Genomic DNA, 23,947 nt, shown 5'->3' with positions numbered 1-23,947 from the left:
GTCCGCCGCCAGGTTAGCCCGTTAACACGAGCCCAGCGCCATCGTCAAATCCCCTAGGAACACTCCTTTAGCACTCTCCTAGGAGTGTAATTCGGCGGGCGGCATGGTTCACCTCTTTCCGGATTCCCGCGGAGTCAGGCTTCACGAGCAGCCATGCAATCGTCTGTTTGAATGCGCGATGCCGACTTGGCGATTCCGGCGATCTTGGGAACTCGTGCCGGGAACCGGACGAGCCGGAACCTCGTCATATCAGGCGACAGGCCCGGCGACGGATGCGACGTCGAAAGCCCCCAGTCTCATCATGCAAGCAACCGATGATAGGGGAGGATCATGAATGCGAAGCGGACGCGAACCAAGTGGCGCTGCGGCGGCCGACACTCCGGGATGACGGTAGCGCTGGGCCGTTGGATCCTCTGCGCGTCTGTTCTGCTCGGGATGCCCCTGGTCTGGATTCCAGTGGCGTTGTGCGAGCCGCCGACGGCGGAAAGGGCTCAACCGGTCGCGGCGCAGAAAGACCGCGCGGCCACCAGGATCCGACGCAATCCGGTTGACCGAGCGGAGATGGTACGCGTCCCACCGGGGAGTTTTCGATATGGCGGCGCGAGCAGCCGGGGCGCGATAGTGGAAAGACTGCAGCCGCTTCGCCCGGGCGAGACCCGTCTCGCGGGATTCTGGATCTACAAGTACGAAGTGACCAACGAAATGTACCGTAAGTTTGTCGACGCAACCGGCCACAAGTACCGACCAACGTGGTGGACGACGGAGTGTCCACTGTGGCCAGGCGACGTGATATTCGGGAAGCCGGCCGGCGGACCCGACCCGGAAATCTGGGAACAGATTCGGCACTACCCCGTATTCGTCAGATGTCAAGATGCACAGGCGTACTGCGAGTGGGCGAAGGGCCGACTTCCAACCGAACTGGAGTGGGAGAAGGCTGCGCGGGGAACCGACGGGCGAAGATTTCCCTGGGGCAATGAGCGACTGCCCTCGCTGCTTGATAATCCATGGATCGGCGCCGTGGGCACACATGCCGATGATGTGAGCCCATATGGCGCGGTTGAGATGTTCAGCAATGCGCTGGAGTGGACTGCCACCAAAGCGGACGCGGATCGAATGGTGGTGCGCGGAAGCCTGACGCCATACCTCTGGGATCCACAAGAGAATGATGCGCGTTCGTTCTGGAAGGGGCGCAGCGTCGCCGAGCGGCGAGCCGAATATCCCGAGGCCCAGTACTATCCGCCTCGCCCCGCGGGCGACGCGGAATATTGGGGAGTAGGCGAGCAGGAGATCGGCTTCCGATGCGTGCGGGGCAGACAGAGTACGACGCAGTGAACCTTACGCCTACGGCCCCGCGCGACTTCGAAGCGACATCCCCACCGACGGCTGACGAACACCCGCAGCCTGCTCAATACGGCTTGTCGAACTTCTCCGCCGCCTTCTTCAGCCGCTCCATGATCGGCACGTCGAACGGGCAGCGCTCCTCGCACTCCCCGCACTCCGCGCACTCCGTGGGCTTGACCTCCAGCTCCGCGTACTTGCGCCGGTGCGTCGGCCACTCGTACGAGAACCGCTCGCTGTGATCGAGGATGGCAAGCACCGCGGGGATGTCAATCTCGACCGTGCACGGCATGCAGTACGTGCACCCGCGGCAGTACACCTGCCCAATGTCCTCGCCGAACTTGATGAGGCGCGCCCGATCCTCCTCGGACAACGGCTTCAGGTTGTCCAGCACCGCCATGTTCTGCGGCACTTCGTCAAGCTGCTTGAAGCCCGACAGCGCCACGTCCACGTCCTGGTTGAGAAGCACGAACCGCAGCGTCTCCTCGGGTGTGATTGTCGGCATGCTGTCCTCCTGCTCCGCCGACAGCCTGAAGAACGCCCCGCCGGACATCGGCTTCATCACCACCACGCCGACGTCTTTCTTCTGCGCCTCAGCCATGATGGGCTCGGTCCACAACGTCCCGATGTTGTATGTCAGCAGCACGGTGTCGAACTCGCCGCTCGCGATCGCGCGGCGCAGGCAGTCCGGGTTATGGCTGGACATGCCGATGAAGCGCGTCTTGCCCTGCTCCTGTGCCTTCTTCGCCGCCTCCAGCGCACCGCCCGGCCCCATGACCTTGTCGTAGTCGCCGATGGTGCTCACGTCGTGCAGCTGCAGGATGTCAACGCGATCGGTGCGCAGACTCCGCAGGCTGGTCTCGATATGTTCGAGGGCCTCTGCAGCGTCTCGCGCGTGCGTCTTCGTGGCGAGCACGATCTCGTCGCGCCGCCCCTCCAGCGCCGTGCCCATCTTCTCTTCGCTGTCGCCGTACGCTCGCGCGTTGTCGAAGTAATTCACCCCAGCGTCGAGCGCGGCGCGGACGACCGCCACGGCGTCGTCGAACGGAACATGGATGATCGGTATGCCGCCGCAGCCCAGGCGTAAGACCTCCAGGCCGGTGCGGCCAAGCTTTGCGGTACGCACGATGTCCTCCTTCTTCGCGGGAGGCTGCTCTGCACAGTCGCACCCAGGCGGACCGAAGTGAACTCAGTCACGCAAGGGGCCGCTGCCCCCTTCTCCCGGAGATGGGCGCTGATCGAAACGCCACCCGACTTATGTTAGCTGCGGCACGAGTTGCTGATACGGCATAAAACCGCGGAATCGGTGGAATAATCCGCGCCTTGAATGCGGCTCTTCACTAGACGGCGCGACCGCAATAGACTGGCCCGGCAGCCTAGGGGGCGTTCAGGCCCCGCGGCTTCGCGCGGCGCCCGCGCCTGAACGCGTCGAGATTGACGTCCCGGAAGCGCTCGGGCACGAGCGACAGGATCGCCTTGCGCCACGCGGCGGCTGGCACCGCGATGTGATTGGACAGCGCCCCCATGAGCGCGATGCCGGCGGTGCGAACGTTGCCCGCCCGCTCCGCTATCGCCGGCGCGTCAACGAGTTGGACTGCCGCCCCGCTTTCAGCGACCCGATCGGGAATGCTCTCCGGATAGGGGTGCGGTCCGGTCAAGACCGTGAGCGGCGCGATGCACTCCGCGCTCACCAGCACCAGCCCGTCAGGCCGCAGGAAATGCAGGTAGCGCAACGCCTCCAGCTGCTCGAACGCCACCAGAATGTCCGCGGCGCCGGCGGATATCAGCGGCGCGTAGATCTTGTCGCCGAAGCGGACGTCGGTGCGCACGCTCCCCCCGCGCTGCGCCATGCCGTGCACTTCGCTCTTCTTGACGTCGAGCCCGGCGTGCATAAGCGCATGGCACAGCACCTCGCTCGCCAGGATGATGCCCTGACCGCCCACGCCGGCCATCATGATGCTCGTCGTCGCACTGCTCATATCCGCTCCATCACAATCGCCTCGTGGCGGCAAATCTGCGCGCACAGGCCGCATCCAGCGCACAGCTCGACCGCCACAACCGGCTTGAGGCGACCCTTGGGCCCGGTTGGCGTGCCGCCCAGCGCGGGACACCCCAGGCTGAGGCACAGCCCGCACGCGACGCAGGCATCCTCGATCACGCGCGCGGGGATACGCCGCGCGCCTCGCGTCAGTAGCACGCATTCGCGGCGCGTGATCACGACCGACGGATGCCGGGCCGATATCGCCCGCTTCAGCGTTTGTTCGAGCGCGCCCAGGTCGTACGGATCAGCCACCGCCACGTCGTCCACGCCGCACGCGCGGCAGAGCGCCTCGAGATCCAGTTCGTGCGTTTCCTCGCCGCGCGCGGTGCGGCCGGTAGCAGGATGGTTCTGCCGCCCGGTCATGGCCGTGGTTCTATTATCGAGGATGATGACGGTTGTGCAGCCCTGGTTGTACACGACGTCAATGAGCGGCGTGATACCAGCGTGGACAAACGTGGAATCGCCGAGCGCCGCCACCACCGGCCGCTCGTCTCCGGCCACGGCGAACGCGCGCTCCAGCCCGGAGGCATGACCGACCGAGGCGCCCATGCAGACGCAGGTGTCCATGCACTCCAGCGGCGGCAAGACGCTCAATGTATAGCAGCCGATGTCGCCGGCGACGACGGCCTTGAGCTTGCGCAAGACATGGAACACGCCGCTGTGCGGGCACCCGGGACACAGCACCGGCGGGCGGCCCGGCAGATCTGCGACGGGTTGCGTTCTCGGCGATCTGCCCCCAAGCGCCGCGGCGACGGCGCCCGCGTCCAGCTCGCCGAGTTGCATCGCCGGCGGCTTGCCGCGCACCTTAATGCCCATCGCCGCGATCTCGGTTTCCAGGAACGGGTCGAGTTCCTCTATGACGTAGAGCCGCTTGACCCGCGACGCGAAATCACGAATCAACTCGTCGGGCAGCGGGTAGGACATGCCCAGCCTAAGTAACCACGCGTCGGGGCGCGCGTCGCGCGCGTACTGGTACGCGACGCCCGCAGCGATGATCCCGATGCTGGGGTCGCCCATCTCGACGCGGTTGAGCGGCGAGCGGTTGGAGAACTCCCGCAGCCGCTCGAGCCGTTCCTCGACGACCACGTGCCGCGGCCGCGCGTGGCCGGGTATCATGACGTATTTGCGCGTGTCCCGCTCGAAGTGTCGTGGCGCCGCAGACACCGGCTTGCCCAGGCGCACGACCGACTTGCCGTGGGAGATGCGCGTCGTGGTGCGCAGCAGGACCGGCGTGTCGAACTCTTCGCTGATGCGAAACGCTTCGAGCACGAAGTCCTTGGCCTCCTGGCTGTCGGCCGGCTCGAGCATGGGCACCTTCGCGGCGCGGGCGTAGTGGCGGTTATCCTGCTCGTTCTGCGAGCTGTGCATCGCCGGGTCGTCGGCGCTGATGACAACCAGGCCTGCGGTGGACCCGGTGTACGAGATGGTGAACAGCGAGTCGGCGGCGACGTTGAGGCCGACATGCTTCATCGCAGCCATCGCGCGCACGCCGCCCAGCGCCGCGCCGAACGCGACGTCGAGCGCGACCTTCTCATTCGGCGACCACTGGGCGTGGATGCCGTCGTACGTCGCCAGCGCTTCGAGGATCTCGGTGCTCGGCGTGCCTGGATAGGCGGCGGCCAGCTTGACGCCGGCCTCGTAGGCCCCGCGTGCGATGGCCTCGTTACCCGACAGGAATCTGATATGCCTAGTTGCTCTCACCGTAGGCACTGCGAACGACTCGCCCAAGTGGAGAGGGGACGCAGCGCGGGCCGCGTCCCCCTCCGCGATATGGTGCGCACGTATGCGCGCTTAGAAACCGGTGAACAACTCGACGAACCCGATGTCGTTCTCGGGCATGCTCACTCCCGGCGCGACCGTGTCCTGGTCATTGATGATATACGCGAACTCAACCCACACGCCGGGGCGGATGGGCTGAATCAGGGACAGCATCCACTGCTCGTGGTCGGCCGTCAACTGGTCGCTCAGCGCGCCCGGGCTCGCGGGTGCAAGGTCGGCCGCAGACAGATCGAGGTCGGACACGCCATAGCGCACGTAGGCCTTCATCGCGGCCGGGTTCTTGGGCTCGTAGCCGACGAGGATGGCATACCCGATGTGGTCAAGCTCGCTCGTCTTGGCCAGGTAGAGCTCCGCGTTCGACATCCACTCGCCCTTCTTGTAGATGGCGTCCAGGCCGTAGCGCAGCTTGGTGCGGCTGGTCCAGTTGGCATTGAAATTGTCGTTGACGAACGCGACATCGGCGACCGAGATCTCCCCGCCGCGGATCGAGAAGTCAACCTGCAGCGACGGGTTCACGTGCTTCGTCAGCTTGGCCGCGACTTCGAGCACGTCGCGCTGGTTGTTCTCGCGGTCGGTCAGGTGAGCGTTCGCGGTGTGCTCCCCGCCGTGCGGCGGGGTGTAGATGTGCAAGTCCATCGTCGGCCGCCTGCCCAGCGAGTAGCCGTTGTACACACCGGCCGCCCAGGCCCAGCCATCCTTCTCATCCCTCATGTACTGCAGGCCCTCGATGCGGTCCATGGTGAACGTTTCAGAGACCAGACCGTACTCGCTGGTTCGGCGCGTGCCCCCCGTCGGGGTGATGCCGAAGACGTAGCTGCGGCCGCGCCCGGCGCGCAGACGTCCGCCGTACACGTTATCGAAGTCGACATATGCGCTCTCGAGCCACAGCTTGTCACTCGGGGCCCAGTTGTGGTAGTACCACTCGATGAGCGTCTTCACGTCGTCAGCCAGCGGCGCGCTGGCCTGCAGCCCAATCCGCTCGACCTCGAAGTGGGCCTCCCCGGGGTCGTAGTAGAAGCGGTTGAGCATGAATCCGTGGATGTCCACCTTCGCCGCCGATGCCGCGCTTGCCGCGAGCATCACCACTACGGCACAGACTACCGCCGTCGTCACCAACGTGACGCGTGGGTGTTGACTGTTCATTGAATCCATACCCTCCACAGAGATTATCCGGCATATACAGTCGAAAGGAAAACAACCACCCCAGTCAGCCGTGTTTGGGCAGACGCGGCCGCGCCTCAGCTTCCCTGCTGCGCCCCATCTCTCAGGCCGGCGCGGCGGGCGCGGGCGCCCGGCGGCACGCGGTCCCAGCATCACCTCCCTTCTGCGCCTCGTAGAGTCTCGGCTCTTGGCGCAGCAGCCGAGGCTCTTCCGCGATCCCGCAAAGCGGGATCGCGGAGTGAGGCCAAGCCTCACCGGGGCTCGCGGACATGGTTCCGTCCTCTGCTTACCCTAGCGTCGTGAACGAACCCCATCAGTTCCGCTTATCAATGACCCGCTGTGACTTCCCCTCAAAGCGCTGCAGGCTGCGCGGCTCGACCAGACGGATCTTTGGCGATAGCCCCAGTACCGACCGCATGCGCTCGGCGATGCGCTCCTCCATCTGACGCAGGCTCGCCACCGCGTCGCCGAACAGCTCGGCGGGCACCTCCACCCATACCTCCATCTGATCCATCGCGCCCACTCGATCGAGCACGATTTGGTAATGCGGCTCCAGCCCCTCGATCTCCGCCAGCACCGCCTCGATCTGCGACGGATAGACGTTGACGCCGCGCACGATGAGCATGTCGTCGGTGCGCGTCTGTACCCGCGCCATCCGCATCAGGGTCCTGCCGCACGCGCACGGCTCCGCGTTCAGCCGCGTCACGTCGCGCGTGCGATACCGAATCAGCGGCAGCGCCTCCTTCGTGAGCGTCGTCAGCACCAGTTCTCCTTCTTCGCCGAGGGACAGCGGTTCCCCTGTCCCCGGATCTATGACCTCGGCGATGAAATGGTCCTCGCTGACGTGCAGTCCGTCCTTACGGTCGCACTCGCCGGCGACGCCGGGCCCCATTACCTCCGACAGACCGTAGTTGTCGGTCGCGCTGATGTGGAGCCGTTTCTCCAGCTCACTGCGGATTCGTTCCGACCACGGCTCGGCGCCGAACAGCCCCACCCGTAGCGAGAGTTCGCTTGGCGTCACGCGCATCTCATCCATGACCTCGGTAATCCGCAGCGCGTAGCTCGGGGTGCCAACCAGCGCGGTGGTACGGAAATCCTGCATCAGCACGATCTGCCGTTCGGTGTTGCCGCTCGAGGCGGGGATCACCGAGGCGCCGATCAGTTCCGCCCCGTAGTGCAGGCCGAACGCGCCGGTGAACAGCCCGTACCCGAAGCAGATCTGCACCACGTCGTCGTGCGTCACTCCGCCCGCGGTCATGACGCGCGCCACGAGTTCGCTCCACGTCTGCAAGTCGCGCCGCGTGTAGCCGCACACGGTCGGATGACCGGTCGTGCCCGAGGAGGCGTGGACGCGCACTACCTCGCGCAGGGGCACCCCGAACATCCCGTAGGGATACGCCTGTCGCAGATCATCCTTGGTCGTCAGCGGCAAGCGACGCAGATCGTCAAGCGACTGAATCTGCTCCGGCACGATCCCGAGTTCGTCGAACTTCTTGCGGTAGAAGGCGACGTTCTTGTACGCCCGATTGGTCGCTGCCTGGAGCCGCTCCAACTGCAGTTGGAGCACATCGGCCCGCGGCATGGTTTCGATTTCGGGTTTCCACATGGCCATGGCAGTCCGCCTATGTTCGGTTTTCCTCCACGCGGCGATATCCTCTTCCCAGATACGCGCGCTGCACTTCGCGGTCCTCCTTGAGCTCCTGCGCGGTGCCTTCGAGCACGACGCGTCCGGTCTCGAGCACGTACCCGCGGTCGCAGATGTCGAGCGCCGCGCGGGCGTTCTGTTCGACGAGGAGCACGGTTATGCGCTGTTCGCGCAGGCGGCTGATGGTGGTGAAGATCTCGCGCGCCACCATCGGCGCCAGGCCCACCGACGGCTCGTCGAACAAGATCAGTTTGGGCCGCGCCATCAGCGCGCGCGCGATGGTCAGCATCTGCTGCTCGCCGCCGCTGAGCGTCCCCGCGGCCTGGGCATGACGCTCGCGGAGAACCGGGAACAGTTCGTAGATGCGTTCGAGCAGGCCGCCCATCGCCTCGCGCTTGTCTCGACGCGGCCAGCGGTATGCGCCAAGCTGCAGGTGATCGGCGACCGACATCGGGTAGAGCAATTGGCGGCCTTCGGGCACATGGCTGACGCCGAGTGCCACGATGTGCTCCGGCGTCGCCCGCGTGATGTCGCGATCCTCGAAGACGACGGTGCCGCTCGCGGCTGGAGTGGCGCCGGTAATGGTGCGCAGCACGGTGCTCTTGCCCGCGCCATTGGCCCCAATCATAGCCACGACTTCGCCGTGCCCGACGTGCAGCGATACCCCTTTGAGCGCGCGCACCCGGTCGTAGTAGGTGACGGCGCTGGTCACCCTCAGCATGCGTCTAGTTCCTCCCCCAGGTAGGCCTCGATCACCGCGGGATCCGATTGCACGTGTCGCGGCGCACCCTCCGCGATCTTCTCGCCGCGGTTGAGCACCGAGACCTGGTGCGAGATGTCCATCACCAGGTCCATGTCGTGATCCACCAGCAGCGGCGTGATCCCCCGCTGCGGCAGCGCGGTGATTACCTCCGCCAGCTCGGCGCGCTCGCGCGTGTTGAGGCCGGCGGCGGGTTCGTCCAGCAGCACGAGTTGCGGCTCGGCGACGACGGCGCGCGCGATCTCCGCCAGCCGCTGCTGCCCGAACGGCAGGCTCGTGGCATCGTCGTTCGCGCGGTCCGCGAGGCCGACGAACTCGAGCACCTCCATGCACATCTCGCGGCCCTCGCGCTCCTCTCGCTTGGCGCGCGGCAGAGCCAAGGCCGCGTCGAGGAACCCGCTGCGCGTACGCGCGTGCCGCCCGACCATCACGTTGTCGAGCACCGACATCTGCTCGAATAGGTGCACGTTCTGGAAGGTGCGCGCAAGCCCCAGCGCGGCGATGGTGTGCGGGGACACGCCGTCAATCCGCCGCCCCCGAAAATGGATCGTCCCCGATGTCGGCCGCAGCACCCCCGACAGCATGTTGAAGATCGTCGTCTTGCCCGCGCCGTTGGGGCCGATGATCGCGGCGACTTCACCGCGGGAGACGGTGAGATCCACTTCCGCGACCGCCACCAGGCCGCCGAAGCGTCTGGTCAGGGCACGCGCCTCGAGGATCGCTTCCCCGCCACTACCCTCTCTCGCGAGGTCACGGTCCCCCATCGCCATCCCCTGCTCCGACGCGCCGCGGAGCGCGCAGCCGTTGCACGAGTGTGCCCAGCCCCGTCGTTATCCCCTGCGGCAGGAAGATGAGCACCAACATCGTCACCAGGCCAAACGCGGCCACGTCGAGTTCGCCCAGCGGCCGCAGCACCTGGCTCAGGATGGTAATCACCCCCGCGCCCACGATCGGCCCCCAGATATTGCCCAAGCCGCCGAGCACGGCCATGACCAGAAGCTCGATCGAGTAGAGGAAACCAAAGCGGTCGGGGTTGGCGAAGTTGATGTAGTGCACCCACATGCTCCCCGCGAGCGCCGCCAGCCCCGCGCTGAGAACGAACACCGCAAGCTTGTACCGAGCGGTGTTGATGCCGGCGGTTTCCGCCGCCAGCTCGCTGCTGCGGATGGCGCGCAGTGCGCGGCCGGGCCGCGAATGCTGGAGATTGGCGAACGCGATCAGAACCAGAAACACGCAGCCCCACACGAAGTAGTAGAAACGCATGTGGCTGTCCAAGGCGATGCCGGCAAGCTGAAGATCCGGCACGCCCGGGATGCCCGACACGCCCCCGGTGAGCGCGCGCCACTCGACGAAGATGATGTGGACGATCACGCCGAAGCCGAGAGTGGCGATCGCCAGGTAGTGCCCGTGGAGGCGCAACGTCGGCGTGCCGATGATCCACGCGAGCGCGCACGTCACCGCCACGCCAATGGCCATCGCCAGCCATGGGTTGACCTGGTGGTTGACGGTCAGCACTGCGGTAGCGTAGCCGCCCATGCCGCAGAACGCGGCGTGCCCGAGCGAGACTTGCCCGGCGTACCCCATCAGCAGGTTGAGGCCGGCAGCGGCGAGAGCGCTGATGCCGATGAAGACTATCACGTTCTGGTGATAGGGCTGGCGGACGATCAGCGGCGCCACCAGCAGCACCGCCCCGAACACGCCCAGCACCGTCCAGGTTCTCGGTCGTCGGGCCATGTCAGCGCCAGCTCGCCCTCCGGCCGGGGCCGGCGGCGCTCGCCGCGCACCGAGCCGTCGCAGCCGTGATCACTTCGCGTCCACCTTTCCTCCGAGCATGCCGGTCGGCTTCAGCAAGAGTACGCCGAGCAGAATGAGAAACGCGACCGCGTCCTTGTAGCCGGAGGATATGAAGCCGCCGGCGAAGGATTCCAGCAGCCCCAGGATGACTCCCGCCAGGATGGCGCCGCCGCTGCTGCCCAAGCCGCCGAAGATGGCTGCGGCGAAGCCCTTGAGCCCGAGCATCGTGCCCATGTTGTACACCGCCATCGTAATGGGAGCGATGAGGATGCCGGCGGTGGCGCCGAGGCCGGCGCTCAACGCGAACGACCAGAACACCATGCGCGACGGACTGATGCCGACGAGCTGCGCGCCGTAGCGGTTGATCGCCACGGCACGCATCGCCTTGCCGACCAGGGTCCGCGAGTAGAAGACCGCCAGGCCGACAACCAAGAACACGGTGACGCACAGCACCCATAGGCTCTGGGGCATGATCGACGCCTGTCCGACGAAGAAGGCGTCGCGCGAGCTGATCGGCGGCATCAGCACGGCGTTGCGCCCCCAGATAGTCATCGCGACCCCGCGCAGGAAGATCGAGGCCCCGATGGTCACGATTATCATGGTCAGAATGGAGCTGCCGCGGAGCGACCGTAGCGCCAGACGCTCCAGCAGACAACCGACGACCGTCACTGCCCCGACGCTTAGCGGAAATGCGAGCCACACCGGAAGCCCGAATACGACGTGCAGGGACACCATGATCATCGCGCCGAGCATGACGAATTCACCTTGGGCGAAGTTGATGATCTCGGTCGCGTTGTAGATGATGGTGAACCCGAGGGCGATGATGGCGTAGATGCTGCCAAGGGTCAGCCCGGAGAAGGTGTATTGCAGGATTTGAGACCAGATGCTCAACGCTCAATGCCACCAGGCGCTCAAAGCGCAGCAATATGAAACCAGACACTCCAGGCTTGAGCGTCTGGCACAGAACCCCCGAGGCTCGCCGGCCTGAGACGACACGCTCACAGCTCGGCTTGAGCGCCGACTGAGACGGCGCGCCGGGGGCCGTGCGGCCCCCGGCGCATATCGTTCGCGGCGGCGGCTACTGTATCAGCGTCCACTCGCCGTCTTCGATGCGCACCATGACGAACGCATCCCTGGTCAGGCCGTTGTGGTCCTGCGGCGAGAAGTCGAACACGCCGCCGATGCCGACGAACCCGGTCGTCTGCTCGATGCTGTCGCGAATCTGCGCCCGCAGTGCCTCGACGTCAGATCCGGCGGAGCCAGCTGCACCTGGGCTTCCTTCGCGCAGCGCCTTTACAACCAACTGGATGGCGTCCCACGCATGCCCGCCGAAGGTGTCCGCAGGCTTGCCGAACTCGTCTTCGTACGCCTTGGCGTACTCCAGGAGCGTCTGCTTCTGCGGGTCGGCGTCGGGAATCTGCTCCGCAACGATCAGGCGCCCGGCTGGCAGCACGACCCCATCACCGCCGGCCCCCGCAAGCTCGATGAAGCTTCGGTTGGCAACGCCATGGCTCTGGAGCAGCGGGATATCGACCTTCATGTCATACATGGCTGCGGCGATGCGCGCGGGCCCGGGGTTCGTACCCCAGCAGATGATCGCGTCCGGCTTGGCCTTCGCCAGGTTCGTCACCTGGGTCGTCATCACCGTGTCCTCTTGGCCGAACGTCTCCTTGGCCACGATCTCGATGTCGGCCTCGGGCAACAACGCCTCCGCCTGTTCGCGGCCGCTCTCGCCGAACGCGTTGGCGACGAAGATGAACCCCACGCGCTTCATGTCATTGGCCTGCATGTACTCAATCAGTTTGTCAATCGCGTGCGCGTCGCTCTGGGGCGTCTTGAATACCCACTTGCGATCCGCGGCGGGCTGCGTGATCTTGACGCTGGCCGCGCACGAGATCAGCGGCACCTCGGCCTTCTGCAGGGTCTCGAGGATGGCCAGCGTCGTGCTGCTGCGGCTCGGCCCCACTACGGCGAGCACGTTCTGATCAATGAACTTGTTCGCCGCCATCACCGCGCGCGTGTCCTCGCCGGCCGTATCCTCGATCAGGATCTCGAGCGGGTGGCCGTCAATCCCACCTGCGGCGTTGATCTGCCGCTCCAGCAACTGCGCCGTGTTGCGCTCCGGCTCGCCGAGCGGCGACGCCGGGCCGGTCACCGCGAACATGGCGCCGATCCGATACGGCTCCTTCTCCGCCTGCGTCGCAGGCGGTTTCCGCGCGCAGCCCGTGGCTAACGCTGCCACGACGACCGCGCACAGCACGATCACCGTCAACGTCCACAACAGTCTCGTCTTCATCCTTCCCTCCCTCCTAGCGCGCGCTCATGTCGCGCGCGTCCGTCATTCGCGGGCCCGGCGCAACCGCCTGTACCGCGAATAATCAGGGCGAACCGTACGTCGCGCCGCGCGCCCGCGGCGCCGTGCTCGTTCACAGACCGTAGATCTCGGCCCCGGTCAGGATGCGCACGCCGGCGGCGGACAGCGCCGCCGCCGCTTCCTCGATGTTCTCCAGCCGGAAGACGACGAAGGCTTTCTCGGAACGCGTCAGGAACGCATAGAGGTATTCGATGTTGATGCCCTGGTCGGCCAACAGCTTGATTACCTGCGCCAGCCCCCCCGGCCGATCCTCCAATTCCACCACCAACACGGCGGTCTCGGTCACCGTGAACCCGTGCTCCGCGAGGACGCTCTTCGCCCGCCCGGGGTCGTTGACGATCAATCGCAGTACGCCGTAGTCAATCGTCTCCGCGATGCACAGTGCGCGGATGTTGACGTCGTTCGCGGCCAGCACCTGCGTCACTTCGGCCAGGCGCCCCGACTTATTCTCCAGGAACACCGAGAGCTGGCTTACGTTCATCTGGATGCGTCCCTCCCGACCAAGCCTTCGACCTGCGGGCGGCACCGCACCGCGCGCCGCGCCGTCACTTGAACAGCTCCCTCCGGTCCACCACGCGCTTCGCTTTGCCTTCGCTGCGCGCAATGCTCTTCGGCTCCACCAACTTCACCCGCACCGAGAGGCCGAGGATGCTCTCGATCTCTCTCAGCACCCGCTGCTCCAGGCGCTCCAACTCCTTCATCTCGTCCGAGAAGGTCTCCTCGGAGATCTCGATCCACACCTCCAGCTCGTCCATCTTGCCCGGCTTGCGGTCAACGACGAGCAGGTAGTGAGGCGACACCCCCTCGATGCCGACGATCACGCTCTCGATCTGCGACGGGAACACGTTGACGCCGCGGATGATGAGCATGTCGTCGCTGCGCCCCGTCACCCGCTGCATCCGCCGGCACGTGCGCCCGCACGCGCACGGGCTGTCGTCGAGCACGGTCAGGTCCCGCGTGCGATACCGGATGAGCGGCAGCGCTTCCTTCGTCAGCGTCGTAAACACCAGCTCGCCGCGCTCCCCCGGCGGCAGCGGCTCGCCCGTAGCCGGGTCAATCACCTCCGGCAGGAAGTGGTCCTCGGCGATATGCAGCCCCTTCTTCTCGAGGCACTCATACGCGACACCAGGCCCGATAATCTCGCTCAGGCCGTAGATGTCCAGCGCGTCTATCGCCAGCTTGTCCTCGATCTCGACCCGCATGCCGTCGGTCCACGGCTCGGCTCCGAAGAAGCCGACGCGCAGCGGCAGCTTGACGACATCCACCCCAAGTTCCGCGGCGGCTTCGGCAATCACCAGCGCGTAGGAGGGCGTGCAGCACAGCACCGTGCTGCCGAAGTCCTGCATGATCTGCACCTGGCGCTTGGTCTGGCCGCCCGAGACGGGAATGACCGAGGCGCCGATGGTCTCGCCTCCGTAATGCAGCCCCAGGCCGCCGGTGAACAGGCCGTAACCGTACGCGTTGTGGCAGACATCCCCGGCGGTCGTGCCGCCCGCCCCGAGGGTGCGCGCCATCACCTCCGACCACACGCCGATGTCGCCGCGAGTGTAGCCGACTACGGTCTGCTTGCCCGTCGTGCCCGACGAGGCATGGATGCGCACGATCTGATCCATGGGCACGGCGAACATCCCGTACGGGAAGCTGTCGCGTAGGTCGTCCTTGGTCGTAAACGGCAAGCCCCGGAGGTCGTCGAGCGAGGAGATGTCATCTGCCGTGACGCCCGCCTGCGCCAGCCGTTCACGGTACAGGGGCACGCGCTCCGACGCTGCGGTAACGACCTTGCGCAAGCGCTCGACCTGGAGCTTCTCCAGCTCCGGGCGCGGCAGACACTCCACCTCGCGATTCCAGAAGAAAGCCTGAGCCATGATTGCCGACCGTCTGACCGAGATGCCGGTGATGAGCGCCGTCCACCGGTTCGCCCGGCTACTTCGTCCTTCCGCGCACAAACTCCTGCCGGGCATCGGGGAATGATGCAGGCGGCGGACTGCCCTCGCCCCGCCGCATGCGGTGACGCGCGAAAGCGGCCGGCGCACGCATGCTGACCGCGCGCCGGCCGCCGAACCTTATGGTCTCGCACGGGCGAGCGGAGCTATTGCCGCGTGCTCTGTATGCCCGCACAAGCCTCATTTATCAGCTCGGTCAGGCCGTCAACCAGCAGCTCGCCAAGGCGGGGGCCATAGAATGACATGCTCGCCTCGTACCCGCCGCGGTTGTACTGCTCCTCGTTGAGAATGTAGCTCACGTCTCTGCCGGCGAGGCCGCCGATCGCAGCGTATGCCGCGCCCGCATCCCTGGCGCGGCGCTTCAACTCCAGGCCCAGTTCGCAGATCGCCTCCCCGGGCATCGCCGCCACGACGAAGTCGCCGACGCGGATCGCCGAAATGGGAATGCTGCTCAGGGTCACCTGGCTCATGAGCGACTCCGCCATCTCCTTGCTGATGTTGTACTCCTTGCCGGTTATCTCCATGAACGCGGGCGAAACCTCCGGCTGCGGCAACTCGAAATCCACCCACGCCGAAGCGACCGCGCAGTCCGACTTGGCCTCGGCCGACTGCGCCAGCTCCACCGCATGTCGCGCGAGATCCGCGCCATAGAACTGCACGGAGGCATAGGTGCCGCCGTACTTGGCGGACGGCGACTGGTCGCCCTCCGCGCCGTTGATATGCAGTGCCACCACGCCCGGCACGGCAAACTCGATGGCGCGCTCCATCGCCCCCGGCCAGTCGCCGGAGATGAGCATGTTGTCGTCGTCCAGAATCGTCGCGTGCGCGGTGTAGAACACGGCCATTCCGATGGGTCCGCCGTCGGGCGTCTTCGCGTACAGCACGGTCATCTGGTCATCGGTCATCGTATTGCCCTGGTCGTCGCGGCGGTTGTGATTGAACTCCGGCAGTTGGCGTGTTGCGCAGCCAATCTCCGCAGGCTGCATGCCGGATATCGCCTCGCGAATGGCCTGCTCTGTGCGGTCACGGACGAAGTCATAGAGCTTCTCGTTATACGGGCCGAAAATGGCCGCGATGAAGGGCGGTACCGGGCTCATGTTCCCCTGCGACGAATGCGTGTGCGTGGCGCACACGAGCAGCGAGCCGTAGTCCAGGCCCAGCTCGTCACCGAGCCGCTCGACGAGATCGCTGTGCAGCTTATCCGGGACGCCGGTCAGGTCCATGCCGACGATGCACACGCGCCGCTCCCCGTCGGAGATCGCCAGCGCTCGCGCATACACGGGGTCGTGCACACCTTCGGCCGGCTTCCCCATGCGGGCGCCGTACCCGCCCTGCACGACCGGAGCCATGGCCTGCACGTCGGGCGTGATGTCCGCCCGCGCCGCGCCCGCCGTCAGCGCGGCCTGCGCCGGCAGCGCAACAGCCGCCGCAGTGAGCACGCACAGCACCAGCACGAAAGTCGCGATCAGTCTAGGCATCTCAGGTTCTCCTTGCGACGAGCGAGCATTCTCGCACGCCGAATCATTGTCCCTCCACTTCGCCCGCGCGCGACGGACTCCTGCCGATGTGACAGGAGTGTCCCCCCGCCGTGGGGAACCTCAGGGCATGCTCGACATCATCTCCATCGGCGAGTGCATGGTCGAGTTCTTCTGCGACGGGCCCATGGGGCGGGCGCGTTCCTTTCAGCGCGCCTTCGGGGGCGACACGTTGAACCTGCTCGTTGCGGCCGCTCGACTCGGTTGCCGGTGTGGCTACATCACCCGCGTCGGCGATGACCCGTTCGGCCCGGGCCTGCTTGAGGGGTGGCGGGCGGAGAAACTCGACCTGGCCCACGCCCCGCTCGCCCCCGGGTTCAACGGCATCTACTTCATATCGGTGCTCGAGGGGGGCGAGCGCGAGTTCACGTACTACCGCGCCGGCAGCGCCGCAAGCCACCTCGGGCCCGATGACGTTGACCCGGACTACATCGCCACGGCGAAGATCGTCCATGCCTCGGGCATCACCCAGGCGCTCTCTCCTTCGTGTCGCGCGGCGGTCAAGCGCGCGTTTGAGGTCGCCAAGCAGGCCGGCATCATGACGTCCTTCGACCCCAACCTTCGCCTCAAGCTGTGGACCCTGGAGCAGGCGCGCGAGGCGCTCGCCGAAGTGCTTCCCTTGGTTGATGTCATCCTGCCCGCCGCGCCGCAGGAGACGGGGGAACTCATCGGCATCGAAGACCCCGAGCAGGCCGCCAAGCACTTCCACGACAACGGCGTGGCGACGGTCGTCATCAAGATGGGACGCAGGGGATGTCTCGTAAGCGATGGCGACACCATGCGTCGCATACCCGCGCATCGGTCGCCGCTCGTGGTGGACACCACCGGGGCGGGCGACGCGTTCAACGGTGGCTTTCTCGCCGGCCTGTGCATGGGACACGATGCCATGAGCGGGGCAGGCGTGGGCGCGGCGATGGCGGGGCTCAAGGTGCGCGGCCGCGGGGCCGTCGCGTCGCTGCCGCGGCGTGCCGAGCTGCGCAAACACGTGCCGTGGCTGGGCGAGGTCTAGTCGGCATGACCGGAGGCATGAGATGAAACGTCGGTGGCTGTTGTTGGTAATGGCGGTCCTAATCGCAGCGCAAGTGACGGGCTGCAAAGAGGTCGTGCAGATTGACGAGGAGCACGAGGTCCAGATCGGCCGGGACGCGGCGCAGAAACTCGAGACCCAGGAAGGCGTGTGGAGCAACGCCGCGCAGACCACGCGCGTCCGCAATATCGGCACGGCCATCGCGCGCAATACGCCGCGGCCGAACCTGCCGTGGTCGTTCAAGATCCTCGACGATAAGCAGATCAATGCGATGGCGCTGCCCGGCGGCTACGTCTACGCCACGCGCGGGCTGATCGAGTCGGGCATAGACGATCAGAAGCTCGCCGGGGTGCTCGGCCATGAGATCGCCCACGTGACGCAGCGGCACGCCGTCAAGATTATGGAGAAGGCGCTGACCGGTGAGATGCTCGTGGCGATTGTCACTCACGACAGCAGCGGGGAAATCCAAAAGGCGGCAGATATCGCGCTGGAGCTTATCGTGAGGCGGGGCTACCGAGAAGAGGAGTACGACGCCGACCGCGTCGGCACGAGGTGGGCCCACACCAGTGGCTACAGTGCCGACGGCATGCTCGGCTTCCTTCGGGATATCAAGGAGTTGGAGGGGCGCGATCCGTCGCAGTTGGAGACGTGGATCAGCACCCACCCGCCGACTTCAAAGCGCATCGCGCGGCTGGAGGAATTCATCCCGACGCTGACGGGCGGGTAGGCGCGCCCGGAGTGTGAACAGCCGCCGGGCGTACGGCGCGCGCCCTTCGCAGTTCATCCGCCGCCTGTACCGGCCACGCACTCCCGCGCGGCGCGCTCGACCGCATCCATGTCTCCGGCCGCCATGGCCTCGCGCGAGAACAGCGTCCCGCCCATGCCCACCGCGAACGCCCCGGCTGCCAGGTACTCCGCCGCGTTCGCTGCGTCCACGCCCCCGGTCGGCACCAGCCGCGCTTGCGGCAGCACGTCGCGCAGCGCCTTGAGATACGCCGGTCCCCCGAGCAGTCCCGCCGGGAAGACCTTCACCATCTCCGCGCCCAGGCGCAGGGCGCCGGTTATCTCCGTCGGCGTCGCGGCGCCCGGGCAGGCGAGAACGTTGTGCTCACACGCGGCGCGCACGACCTCGGGATTCGTGTCCGGAGCGAAGATGAACTGCGCGCCCGCTCGTGCCGCCGCCTGCGCCTGCTCGACCTCGAGCACGGTGCCCGCGCCGACGAGCGAGTCGCTGAGTTCCTCGCGCAACAGCGATATGACCTGAGCTGCCTCGGGCACGGAGAACGTGACCTCGATCAGCCGCACGCCGCCGCGATGCGCCGCCCGCGCGGCCATCAGCGCCATCTCCATCGAGTCCGTGCGGATCACCCCGAAGAGCTTATGCTGCCTGATAAACGCCAGTCGGTCGGCCAATCCTCGCCTCCGTTTGCGACTGCGCCGCTCCGTATCACGTCATGCGCCGCTGCTGCATCGCGCCGTACACTCGCGCGACCGCGATCGCAACCGCAGTTTCCGTCAGGCCCGCGCCGGTCTCCCGGCTGCGCTCCCGGCACGCGTCGAACGCCGCGCCCAGGCTCTGCTCGACCGTCGCGAACACTTCCTCGCGCGTCACCTTCATCGCGCTCAGGGAACGCGAGTATTCCTCCATCGAGGCCACGACCCCGCCCGCATTTGCCAGGATATCCGGCACCACCGCAATGCCGCGCTCGCCCAGCACGTCCATCGCCTCCACCGTCGTCGGCATGTTGGCGCCCTCAACGATGGCCCGCGCGCGGATGGCGTCGGCGCTCTCGGCAGTGATCGCGTTGCCGATAGCGGCCGGGATGAGGAGATCCGCCTCCAGCCCCCACAACTGCTCGTTGGTCAAAGGCTGCGTCCCCGCGAGGCCGCTCACCGTGCCGTTCTCCCGCGCGTGCTCCAGGAGTCTCGCCACGTCGAGGCCGCCCGGCTCATACACCCCGCCGCGCGCGTCGGTGATTCCGACCACCTTGACGCCTGCCTCCGCGAGGTATCGCGCAGTATGGCCCCCGACATTGCCGAAGCCCTGGATCGCCGCCGTCGCCCCGGCAGGATCCACGCCGAGCATTTCCTGCAGCACGCGCCGCGCGATGTACGCCACGCCATACCCCGTCGCCTCCTTGCGTCCGGGCAGCCAGCCGTGGGTGCCTTCGGGCTTGCCCGTCACCGAGGCCGGGTCGAGCGTTTCGTTGAAGATGAACGCCATCTCATCCGGCCCGGTGCCCATATCGGGAGCGGGTACGTAGGCGTGGGACGCGAAAACGTCACGCATCGCCTGCGCGTAGGACTCGACGATTTCGAGGCTGATGATCTTCTCGAACTCCGGGTCGGGCGCGCGCCGGCCGAAGAGGCGATACATGTGCTCCATGTTGACGCGGATGCCGGTCTTGCCGCCGCCGAACTCGGTGTCCGTGACGGCCGTCTTGAGCGTCATCAGGCGGGCCAGTTCCACGGTCTCCCATAGGCCGACATCGCCGCTGATGCGGATGCCGCCCTTGAACGGCCCGCGCGCATTGTTGTGCAGGGCGAGCACGCCCCAAGAGTTGACCACCTTGCCCAGTATCTTGCAGGGCAGGCGGAACACGCGAATCTCCTGCGGGGTGATGAGGTTCGCGACGATCGCTGGCGGCAGTTCGAGGGTCCGGCACGCGCGCTCCATGAGCGCGATGCTGCGCGTCAGCGGCTCGCGGCTGTGGATGATGTCCTGCAGCGGTGTCAGGCTCACGCCGGGCGGCTGTGAACTCACAGGTCGTCTCCGGACTGCCTTGCTGGCGCTATGCTTCTGCCGCACGCGCTGGGGTTCCTGTTGGCCGCTCCGCCGTCCTCTGGCCCTCGGGCACTGCTGATTCGGTGGAGTCGTCGTCCCCGGCCACCACGGTGCGCAACCGCTCGCGATTCAGTCCCGGCCTCGGGGCAGGAACCGCACTCGCGGCCACGGAATCCGCTGAGGAGTGCGACGTCCGCCGAAGAACACAAGCTCCACGGAGGCCCGAAGATGCGCTGTGCCCTGATTCTCCTGTGCTTCATCTCCCTGATGGCTTCGGCTCACGCCCAAAACGCGTGGAAACTCGATCACATCATGATCACTTTCTGGTGTCCGCCCCCGGCCACCGACGAAGCCCTATCGGCTGTCGCGGCGGAGAACTACACCATGACGTGGACGCCCGAGGATGGCTTGGACGTCGCCGCGCGGCACGGCCTGCGCGCGATGCTACAAAATGGGCTGCTCAACCCGGCAACCCTCGATGACCCCGCAAAGAAGGCCGATCTCGACGCCCTGATTAAGCGCGTCAAGAAGCACCCCGCGCTCGAGGCGTATTACATCCTTGACGAGCCGAGCGCCGGTGCCTTCCCCGCGCTCGGCCGCCTGGTCGCGTACCTGCGCGAGCGCGACCCCGCGCATCTAGCCTACATCAACCTCTTCCCGACCTACGCCAACAACCAGCAGCTTGGCACGGAAGGCGACACGGTGACCGCTTACCGCGAGCACCTGCGCCAGTACGTCGAGGTCGTCAAGCCCGGGCTGATCAGCTACGACCACTACCACTTCTTCAAGAGCGGCGACGGCGAGCAGTACTTCCTCAATCTCAGCATGATTCGCCAGGCCGCGCTCGACGCGGGCGTGCCCTTCCTCAACATCATCCAGGCTGACACGATCCACGATTCCTGGCGGTTGCCCACCGCCGACGAAATGCGCTTTCTCATCTACACGACCCTCGCCTACGGCGGGCGCGGCATCAGCTACTTCACCTACTGGGGGCCGGCGGCGTACAACGGGCTGTACCAGGACGGCAAGCGCATGCCGCTCGCCCTCGACGTCGCTGCACTCAACGGTGAGATCCGCGCCTTCAGCCCGGAGTTGATGAAGCTCGACTCCATGGGCGCCTACCACACCGACCCGCTGCCCCTGGGCGGCGAGGCGATGCCGGCCGACTGCCCGGTGCAGATCGTGGGCTCTGGCGAGTTCGTGCTGGGCGTCTTCGGCGTCGGCGCGGAGGCGACCGCGTTCATGGTCGTCAACCGGAACTACAGTGACTCCCAGGTCGCCCGCGTCAAACTTCCCGCCGGCGCGCGCGGTGTCCAGGAATACGACCGCGCGAGCCGCGCGTGGCGCGGCTACGCCCAGGGATCTGATACGATCACCGTCCAACTCCGACCCGGCGACGGGCGGCTATTCCGCTGGTCAAAGTGACCGCCTTCGGCGCAGCAAGCATGCGGCCCAGGGATGTGGGCTGCGTCGGGCCACGGGATTAGCGCGCTGCAGCCCCGGTGCGGCAGATCACGACAGGAACTGATACACCGGGAACCCGCCGATCCAACCGGCCAGGCTCCACCCCGCCTCCGCGAGGACGTCGCCGAGGATGATCCCGACAAAGAAACCGATGCTCCGCCGGTACAGCCGCACGCCGCCGTAGCGCAGCACGATTACCTTCACCACGTTTGCTATCAGTATCGGCAGCCAGAATGCGTTGACCGTCAGCGTGTTCGCCAGGACATATCCCAAGGGGTGGAAAGGCCACCCCGCGAACCGCGCGCGCATCAGCGCGAGGGCCACGGTAAACACCCCTGAGAACCCCACCGCCCCCAGCCCGGCCGGATTGAACTTGGTCGGCGAGTCCAGCTTCGAGAACAGGTACTGGTAATTGAGCTGCACCTTGTAGATGTGATAGTAGTTCGCTTTCGCCGTCAGCGCGCCGGTGTGATACCAGTTCTGAAACGAGGTGTAGAACGCCAGCGGCAGCCCCGTCAGCGTCGCGATGACTATCACCGCGACCAGATGGCGGCGGCTCAGGCCGACCTCCTCCGCCATCTTCAGGCTCTCCATGTGGTTCGCCATCGGCTGTCCGCGCACGTCAACGGTGATGCCCTCCAGCACCGAGAGCGTCGTCATCGTGCGCGCGCCGTACATGCCCGACCCGAGGCCGAGGAGGAACACCTGGTTCGGCCCCCACACCAGCGGCGCGAAGGTCCACTGCGTCCCCACTTCGGCGCGCACGCGCGCGGCGGTGATGACGTAGAGCAGGTAGATCGTGAATATGCCGACCGACAGCCACGCCGGTATCCCGGCGAGCGTCCCGAAAACGAAAATGAAAACCAGGCCGATCGCCAGTGCCATCGCCGCGCGGCGATACATAATCGCGTCGTCTGTACGCTCGCGCGCCGGCCCGAAGGCGTTGCGCAACGCCGCAGCGAGATGCCTGCGACCGAGCCACAGCGTCACCAGCGCGAACGCGATCCACGCGCCGCAGGCTTGCTCCTCGCGGTAGGGAAAGCTCGACACCGATATGGCGCGCGTCGTATCAAGGCCGAGCGCCGCCGATCCGATCGCCGCGACCCGCACCAGGAAGTAGAAGAACCAGCAGCTGAAGCTCACGTCGGTCGGTATGAAATACGCGAGCCCGATCGCGATGGGATAGTAGCCGATGGGCAGGCCGCCGAACGCGCTCCATGGGCGGCTGGCGAAGAGCGGGATGTACCTCGCCTTCATCTGGTACGCCGGAACGGCGGGGTACAAGTAGTTGATCGCGGAGAGGCTCTGCAAAACGAACGGCGCCGCGAACCCGAGCCACATCAGCCGGTTCGCGAAGAAGCGGCTGCCCTCCTGAGTCATCCGCAGCGGGAGATAGACGATGGGGAAGGTGAGCCGCTCCGCCTCAATCCACTGCCTGCGCACGAGCACCGTCAAGGCCAACTGCGCCGCGATCAGCGCGAGGAACAGCGCCCCCCAGGCCGCAATCGGCGCCGCCCACGCCGCCCACGGCACCGACGACTGTCCCTCGAAGAACGACGTGGCGACAGCGGGCGCTTGCGGCGCCAGCCACGCCGGCAACTGCTCCGCTATGCCCGGCCAGCGCCCGCCTTCCTCCTGCGCCATGTGCTGCGGGAAGACGAGACTCGGAATGAGGAACCGCACCATGCCGAAGCCCGCGACCGGCAGCGAGCAGATGAGCATGACGTAAACGGTGAGCACTTCGCCGCGGCGAAACGCAAGCCGCGGCAGCCAGCGCTCGAACACGGCGTTCGCCGCCACCACCGCCGTCAGCAGCGCGACCGCCGGCATGAGCAGCGAATAGCAGATCAGGTAAACGTTGCCGCTGATCTCGCTGGATGCGACCCAGTAGAACAGGGCTGCCTCGGCGAGGATGCCGAGTATCACCGCACGCGCGGAGATGCCGGTGGATGCACGCGCGGTGTCGCCGGCGCCGGGAGGCCTGGTGTGGGTCGAAGGTGAATCCACGTCCCCGCCAGTTCGCCGCACGAAGCACGCGCACCTGTAGCGGAGGCGTGGCCCCCAGTCACCCCGCCGCGATGACCGAATTCTTCGTCGCCATGCGAACGATGCGCGAGTAGTGCATCACCCGCAGGCCCTCCGGCTGACCCGGCTCGGCCACGATCGGCTCCTGGATCACGAAATACGCTTCATCCCCCCGGTTGTACGCCACAAAGGCGAGCTGGAATCGCTCCACCATTCGCTGCTTGCGCGAGGCGAAATCAGGCAGCAGAATCGGCCCCGTATCCACCTGGTAGATAT

Annotated in this window: 21 protein-coding genes; 4 read left to right on the top strand and 17 right to left on the bottom strand. The window is 66.4% G+C overall.

The genetic code is table 11. The features are described 5' to 3' along the window. The first annotated feature begins 330 nt into the window (after positions 1-330). Complete coding sequence (locus tag JSV65_11105) at positions 331-1,332, top strand: SUMF1/EgtB/PvdO family nonheme iron enzyme (GenBank protein UCH33134.1); 1,002 nt, start codon at positions 331-333, stop codon at positions 1,330-1,332. Between the two features lie 73 nt (positions 1,333-1,405). Here the strand turns inward: JSV65_11105 and JSV65_11100 are convergent, their stop codons facing one another. The 13 genes from JSV65_11100 to JSV65_11040 all read right to left on the bottom strand — a co-directional run bounded on the left by JSV65_11100 (position 1,406) and on the right by JSV65_11040 (position 16,313). Then, positions 1,406-2,464 carry an aldo/keto reductase gene (locus JSV65_11100; protein ID UCH33133.1) on the bottom strand — a complete coding sequence of 353 codons (1,059 nt, stop codon included), beginning with the start codon at positions 2,462-2,464 and terminating at the stop codon, positions 1,406-1,408. A 250-nt stretch (positions 2,465-2,714) separates the two neighbouring features. Further along, positions 2,715-3,317: an indolepyruvate oxidoreductase subunit beta gene (locus JSV65_11095; protein UCH33132.1), complete on the bottom strand. Its 603-nt coding sequence runs from the start codon at positions 3,315-3,317 to the stop codon at positions 2,715-2,717. Then, positions 3,314-5,062, bottom strand: coding sequence for an indolepyruvate ferredoxin oxidoreductase subunit alpha (iorA, locus tag JSV65_11090; GenBank protein UCH36754.1), 1,749 nt, complete (start codon positions 5,060-5,062; stop codon positions 3,314-3,316). The genes JSV65_11095 and iorA overlap by 4 nt, the downstream gene beginning before the upstream one ends. Before the next feature lie 108 nt (positions 5,063-5,170). Then, entirely contained in the window at positions 5,171-6,301 is a 1,131-nt protein-coding gene (locus tag JSV65_11085; protein UCH33131.1) for a hypothetical protein, read from the bottom strand. A 331-nt stretch (positions 6,302-6,632) separates the two neighbouring features. Continuing rightward, positions 6,633-7,931 carry a phenylacetate--CoA ligase gene (locus tag JSV65_11080; protein UCH33130.1) on the bottom strand — a complete coding sequence of 433 codons (1,299 nt, stop codon included), beginning with the start codon at positions 7,929-7,931 and terminating at the stop codon, positions 6,633-6,635. 10 nt (positions 7,932-7,941) lie between these two features. After that, on the bottom strand, positions 7,942-8,685 hold the full coding sequence (locus tag JSV65_11075) for an ABC transporter ATP-binding protein (GenBank protein UCH33129.1): 744 nt from the start codon (positions 8,683-8,685) through the stop codon (positions 7,942-7,944). Then, a complete protein-coding gene (locus JSV65_11070; GenBank protein UCH36753.1) occupies positions 8,679-9,488 on the bottom strand; it encodes an ABC transporter ATP-binding protein in 810 nt (269 codons plus the stop codon). Before JSV65_11070 ends, JSV65_11075 begins: the two co-directional genes overlap by 7 nt. Continuing rightward, entirely contained in the window at positions 9,475-10,458 is a 984-nt protein-coding gene (locus JSV65_11065) for a branched-chain amino acid ABC transporter permease (protein UCH33128.1), read from the bottom strand. Before JSV65_11065 ends, JSV65_11070 begins: the two co-directional genes overlap by 14 nt. A gap of 69 nt (positions 10,459-10,527) precedes the next feature. After that, a complete protein-coding gene (locus JSV65_11060) occupies positions 10,528-11,409 on the bottom strand; it encodes a branched-chain amino acid ABC transporter permease (GenBank protein UCH33127.1) in 882 nt (293 codons plus the stop codon). A 187-nt stretch (positions 11,410-11,596) separates the two neighbouring features. Continuing rightward, positions 11,597-12,814, bottom strand: coding sequence for an ABC transporter substrate-binding protein (locus tag JSV65_11055; GenBank protein UCH33126.1), 1,218 nt, complete (start codon positions 12,812-12,814; stop codon positions 11,597-11,599). A 130-nt stretch (positions 12,815-12,944) separates the two neighbouring features. Beyond that, entirely contained in the window at positions 12,945-13,373 is a 429-nt protein-coding gene (locus JSV65_11050) for an ACT domain-containing protein (GenBank protein ID UCH33125.1), read from the bottom strand. Positions 13,374-13,437: 64 nt separating this feature from the next. After that, complete coding sequence (locus JSV65_11045; protein UCH33124.1) at positions 13,438-14,757, bottom strand: phenylacetate--CoA ligase; 1,320 nt, start codon at positions 14,755-14,757, stop codon at positions 13,438-13,440. Between the two features lie 224 nt (positions 14,758-14,981). After that, positions 14,982-16,313, bottom strand: a complete 1,332-nt coding sequence (locus JSV65_11040; GenBank protein ID UCH33123.1) for a neutral/alkaline non-lysosomal ceramidase N-terminal domain-containing protein — start codon at positions 16,311-16,313, stop codon at positions 14,982-14,984. Positions 16,314-16,440: 127 nt separating this feature from the next. Between JSV65_11040 and JSV65_11035 the strand changes: the two genes are divergently transcribed. Together JSV65_11035 and JSV65_11030 are read left to right on the top strand one after the other, a co-directional pair. Further along, entirely contained in the window at positions 16,441-17,379 is a 939-nt protein-coding gene (locus JSV65_11035; GenBank protein UCH33122.1) for a sugar kinase, read from the top strand. A gap of 22 nt (positions 17,380-17,401) precedes the next feature. Further along, complete coding sequence (locus tag JSV65_11030) at positions 17,402-18,124, top strand: M48 family metalloprotease (GenBank protein ID UCH33121.1); 723 nt, start codon at positions 17,402-17,404, stop codon at positions 18,122-18,124. A gap of 53 nt (positions 18,125-18,177) precedes the next feature. On the opposite strand, the gene JSV65_11025 is transcribed toward JSV65_11030, so the two are convergent. Both JSV65_11025 and JSV65_11020 read right to left on the bottom strand, forming a co-directional pair. Next, positions 18,178-18,810 carry a bifunctional 4-hydroxy-2-oxoglutarate aldolase/2-dehydro-3-deoxy-phosphogluconate aldolase gene (locus JSV65_11025; protein UCH33120.1) on the bottom strand — a complete coding sequence of 211 codons (633 nt, stop codon included), beginning with the start codon at positions 18,808-18,810 and terminating at the stop codon, positions 18,178-18,180. Positions 18,811-18,844: 34 nt separating this feature from the next. Then, entirely contained in the window at positions 18,845-20,161 is a 1,317-nt protein-coding gene (locus JSV65_11020; protein ID UCH33119.1) for a Glu/Leu/Phe/Val dehydrogenase, read from the bottom strand. 249 nt (positions 20,162-20,410) lie between these two features. Here JSV65_11020 and JSV65_11015 point away from each other — a divergent pair, with 249 nt between their 5' ends. Beyond that, positions 20,411-21,607, top strand: a complete 1,197-nt coding sequence (locus JSV65_11015) for a hypothetical protein (GenBank protein UCH33118.1) — start codon at positions 20,411-20,413, stop codon at positions 21,605-21,607. 87 nt (positions 21,608-21,694) lie between these two features. On the opposite strand, the gene JSV65_11010 is transcribed toward JSV65_11015, so the two are convergent. Both JSV65_11010 and JSV65_11005 read right to left on the bottom strand, forming a co-directional pair. Next, positions 21,695-23,653 (bottom strand): hypothetical protein, encoded by a 1,959-nt coding sequence (locus tag JSV65_11010; GenBank protein UCH33117.1) that lies wholly within the window; start codon positions 23,651-23,653, stop codon positions 21,695-21,697. Between the two features lie 58 nt (positions 23,654-23,711). Beyond that, positions 23,712-23,947, bottom strand: a 236-nt coding sequence (locus JSV65_11005) for a hypothetical protein (protein ID UCH33116.1), incomplete at its 5' end; no start/stop codon positions are given.

The organism is Armatimonadota bacterium, from assembly GCA_020354555.1.
Classification (GTDB): Bacteria; Armatimonadota; Hebobacteria.
The sequence above is the reverse complement of the archived record's forward strand: the minus strand, read 5'-3'. Positions and strand labels throughout refer to the sequence as shown.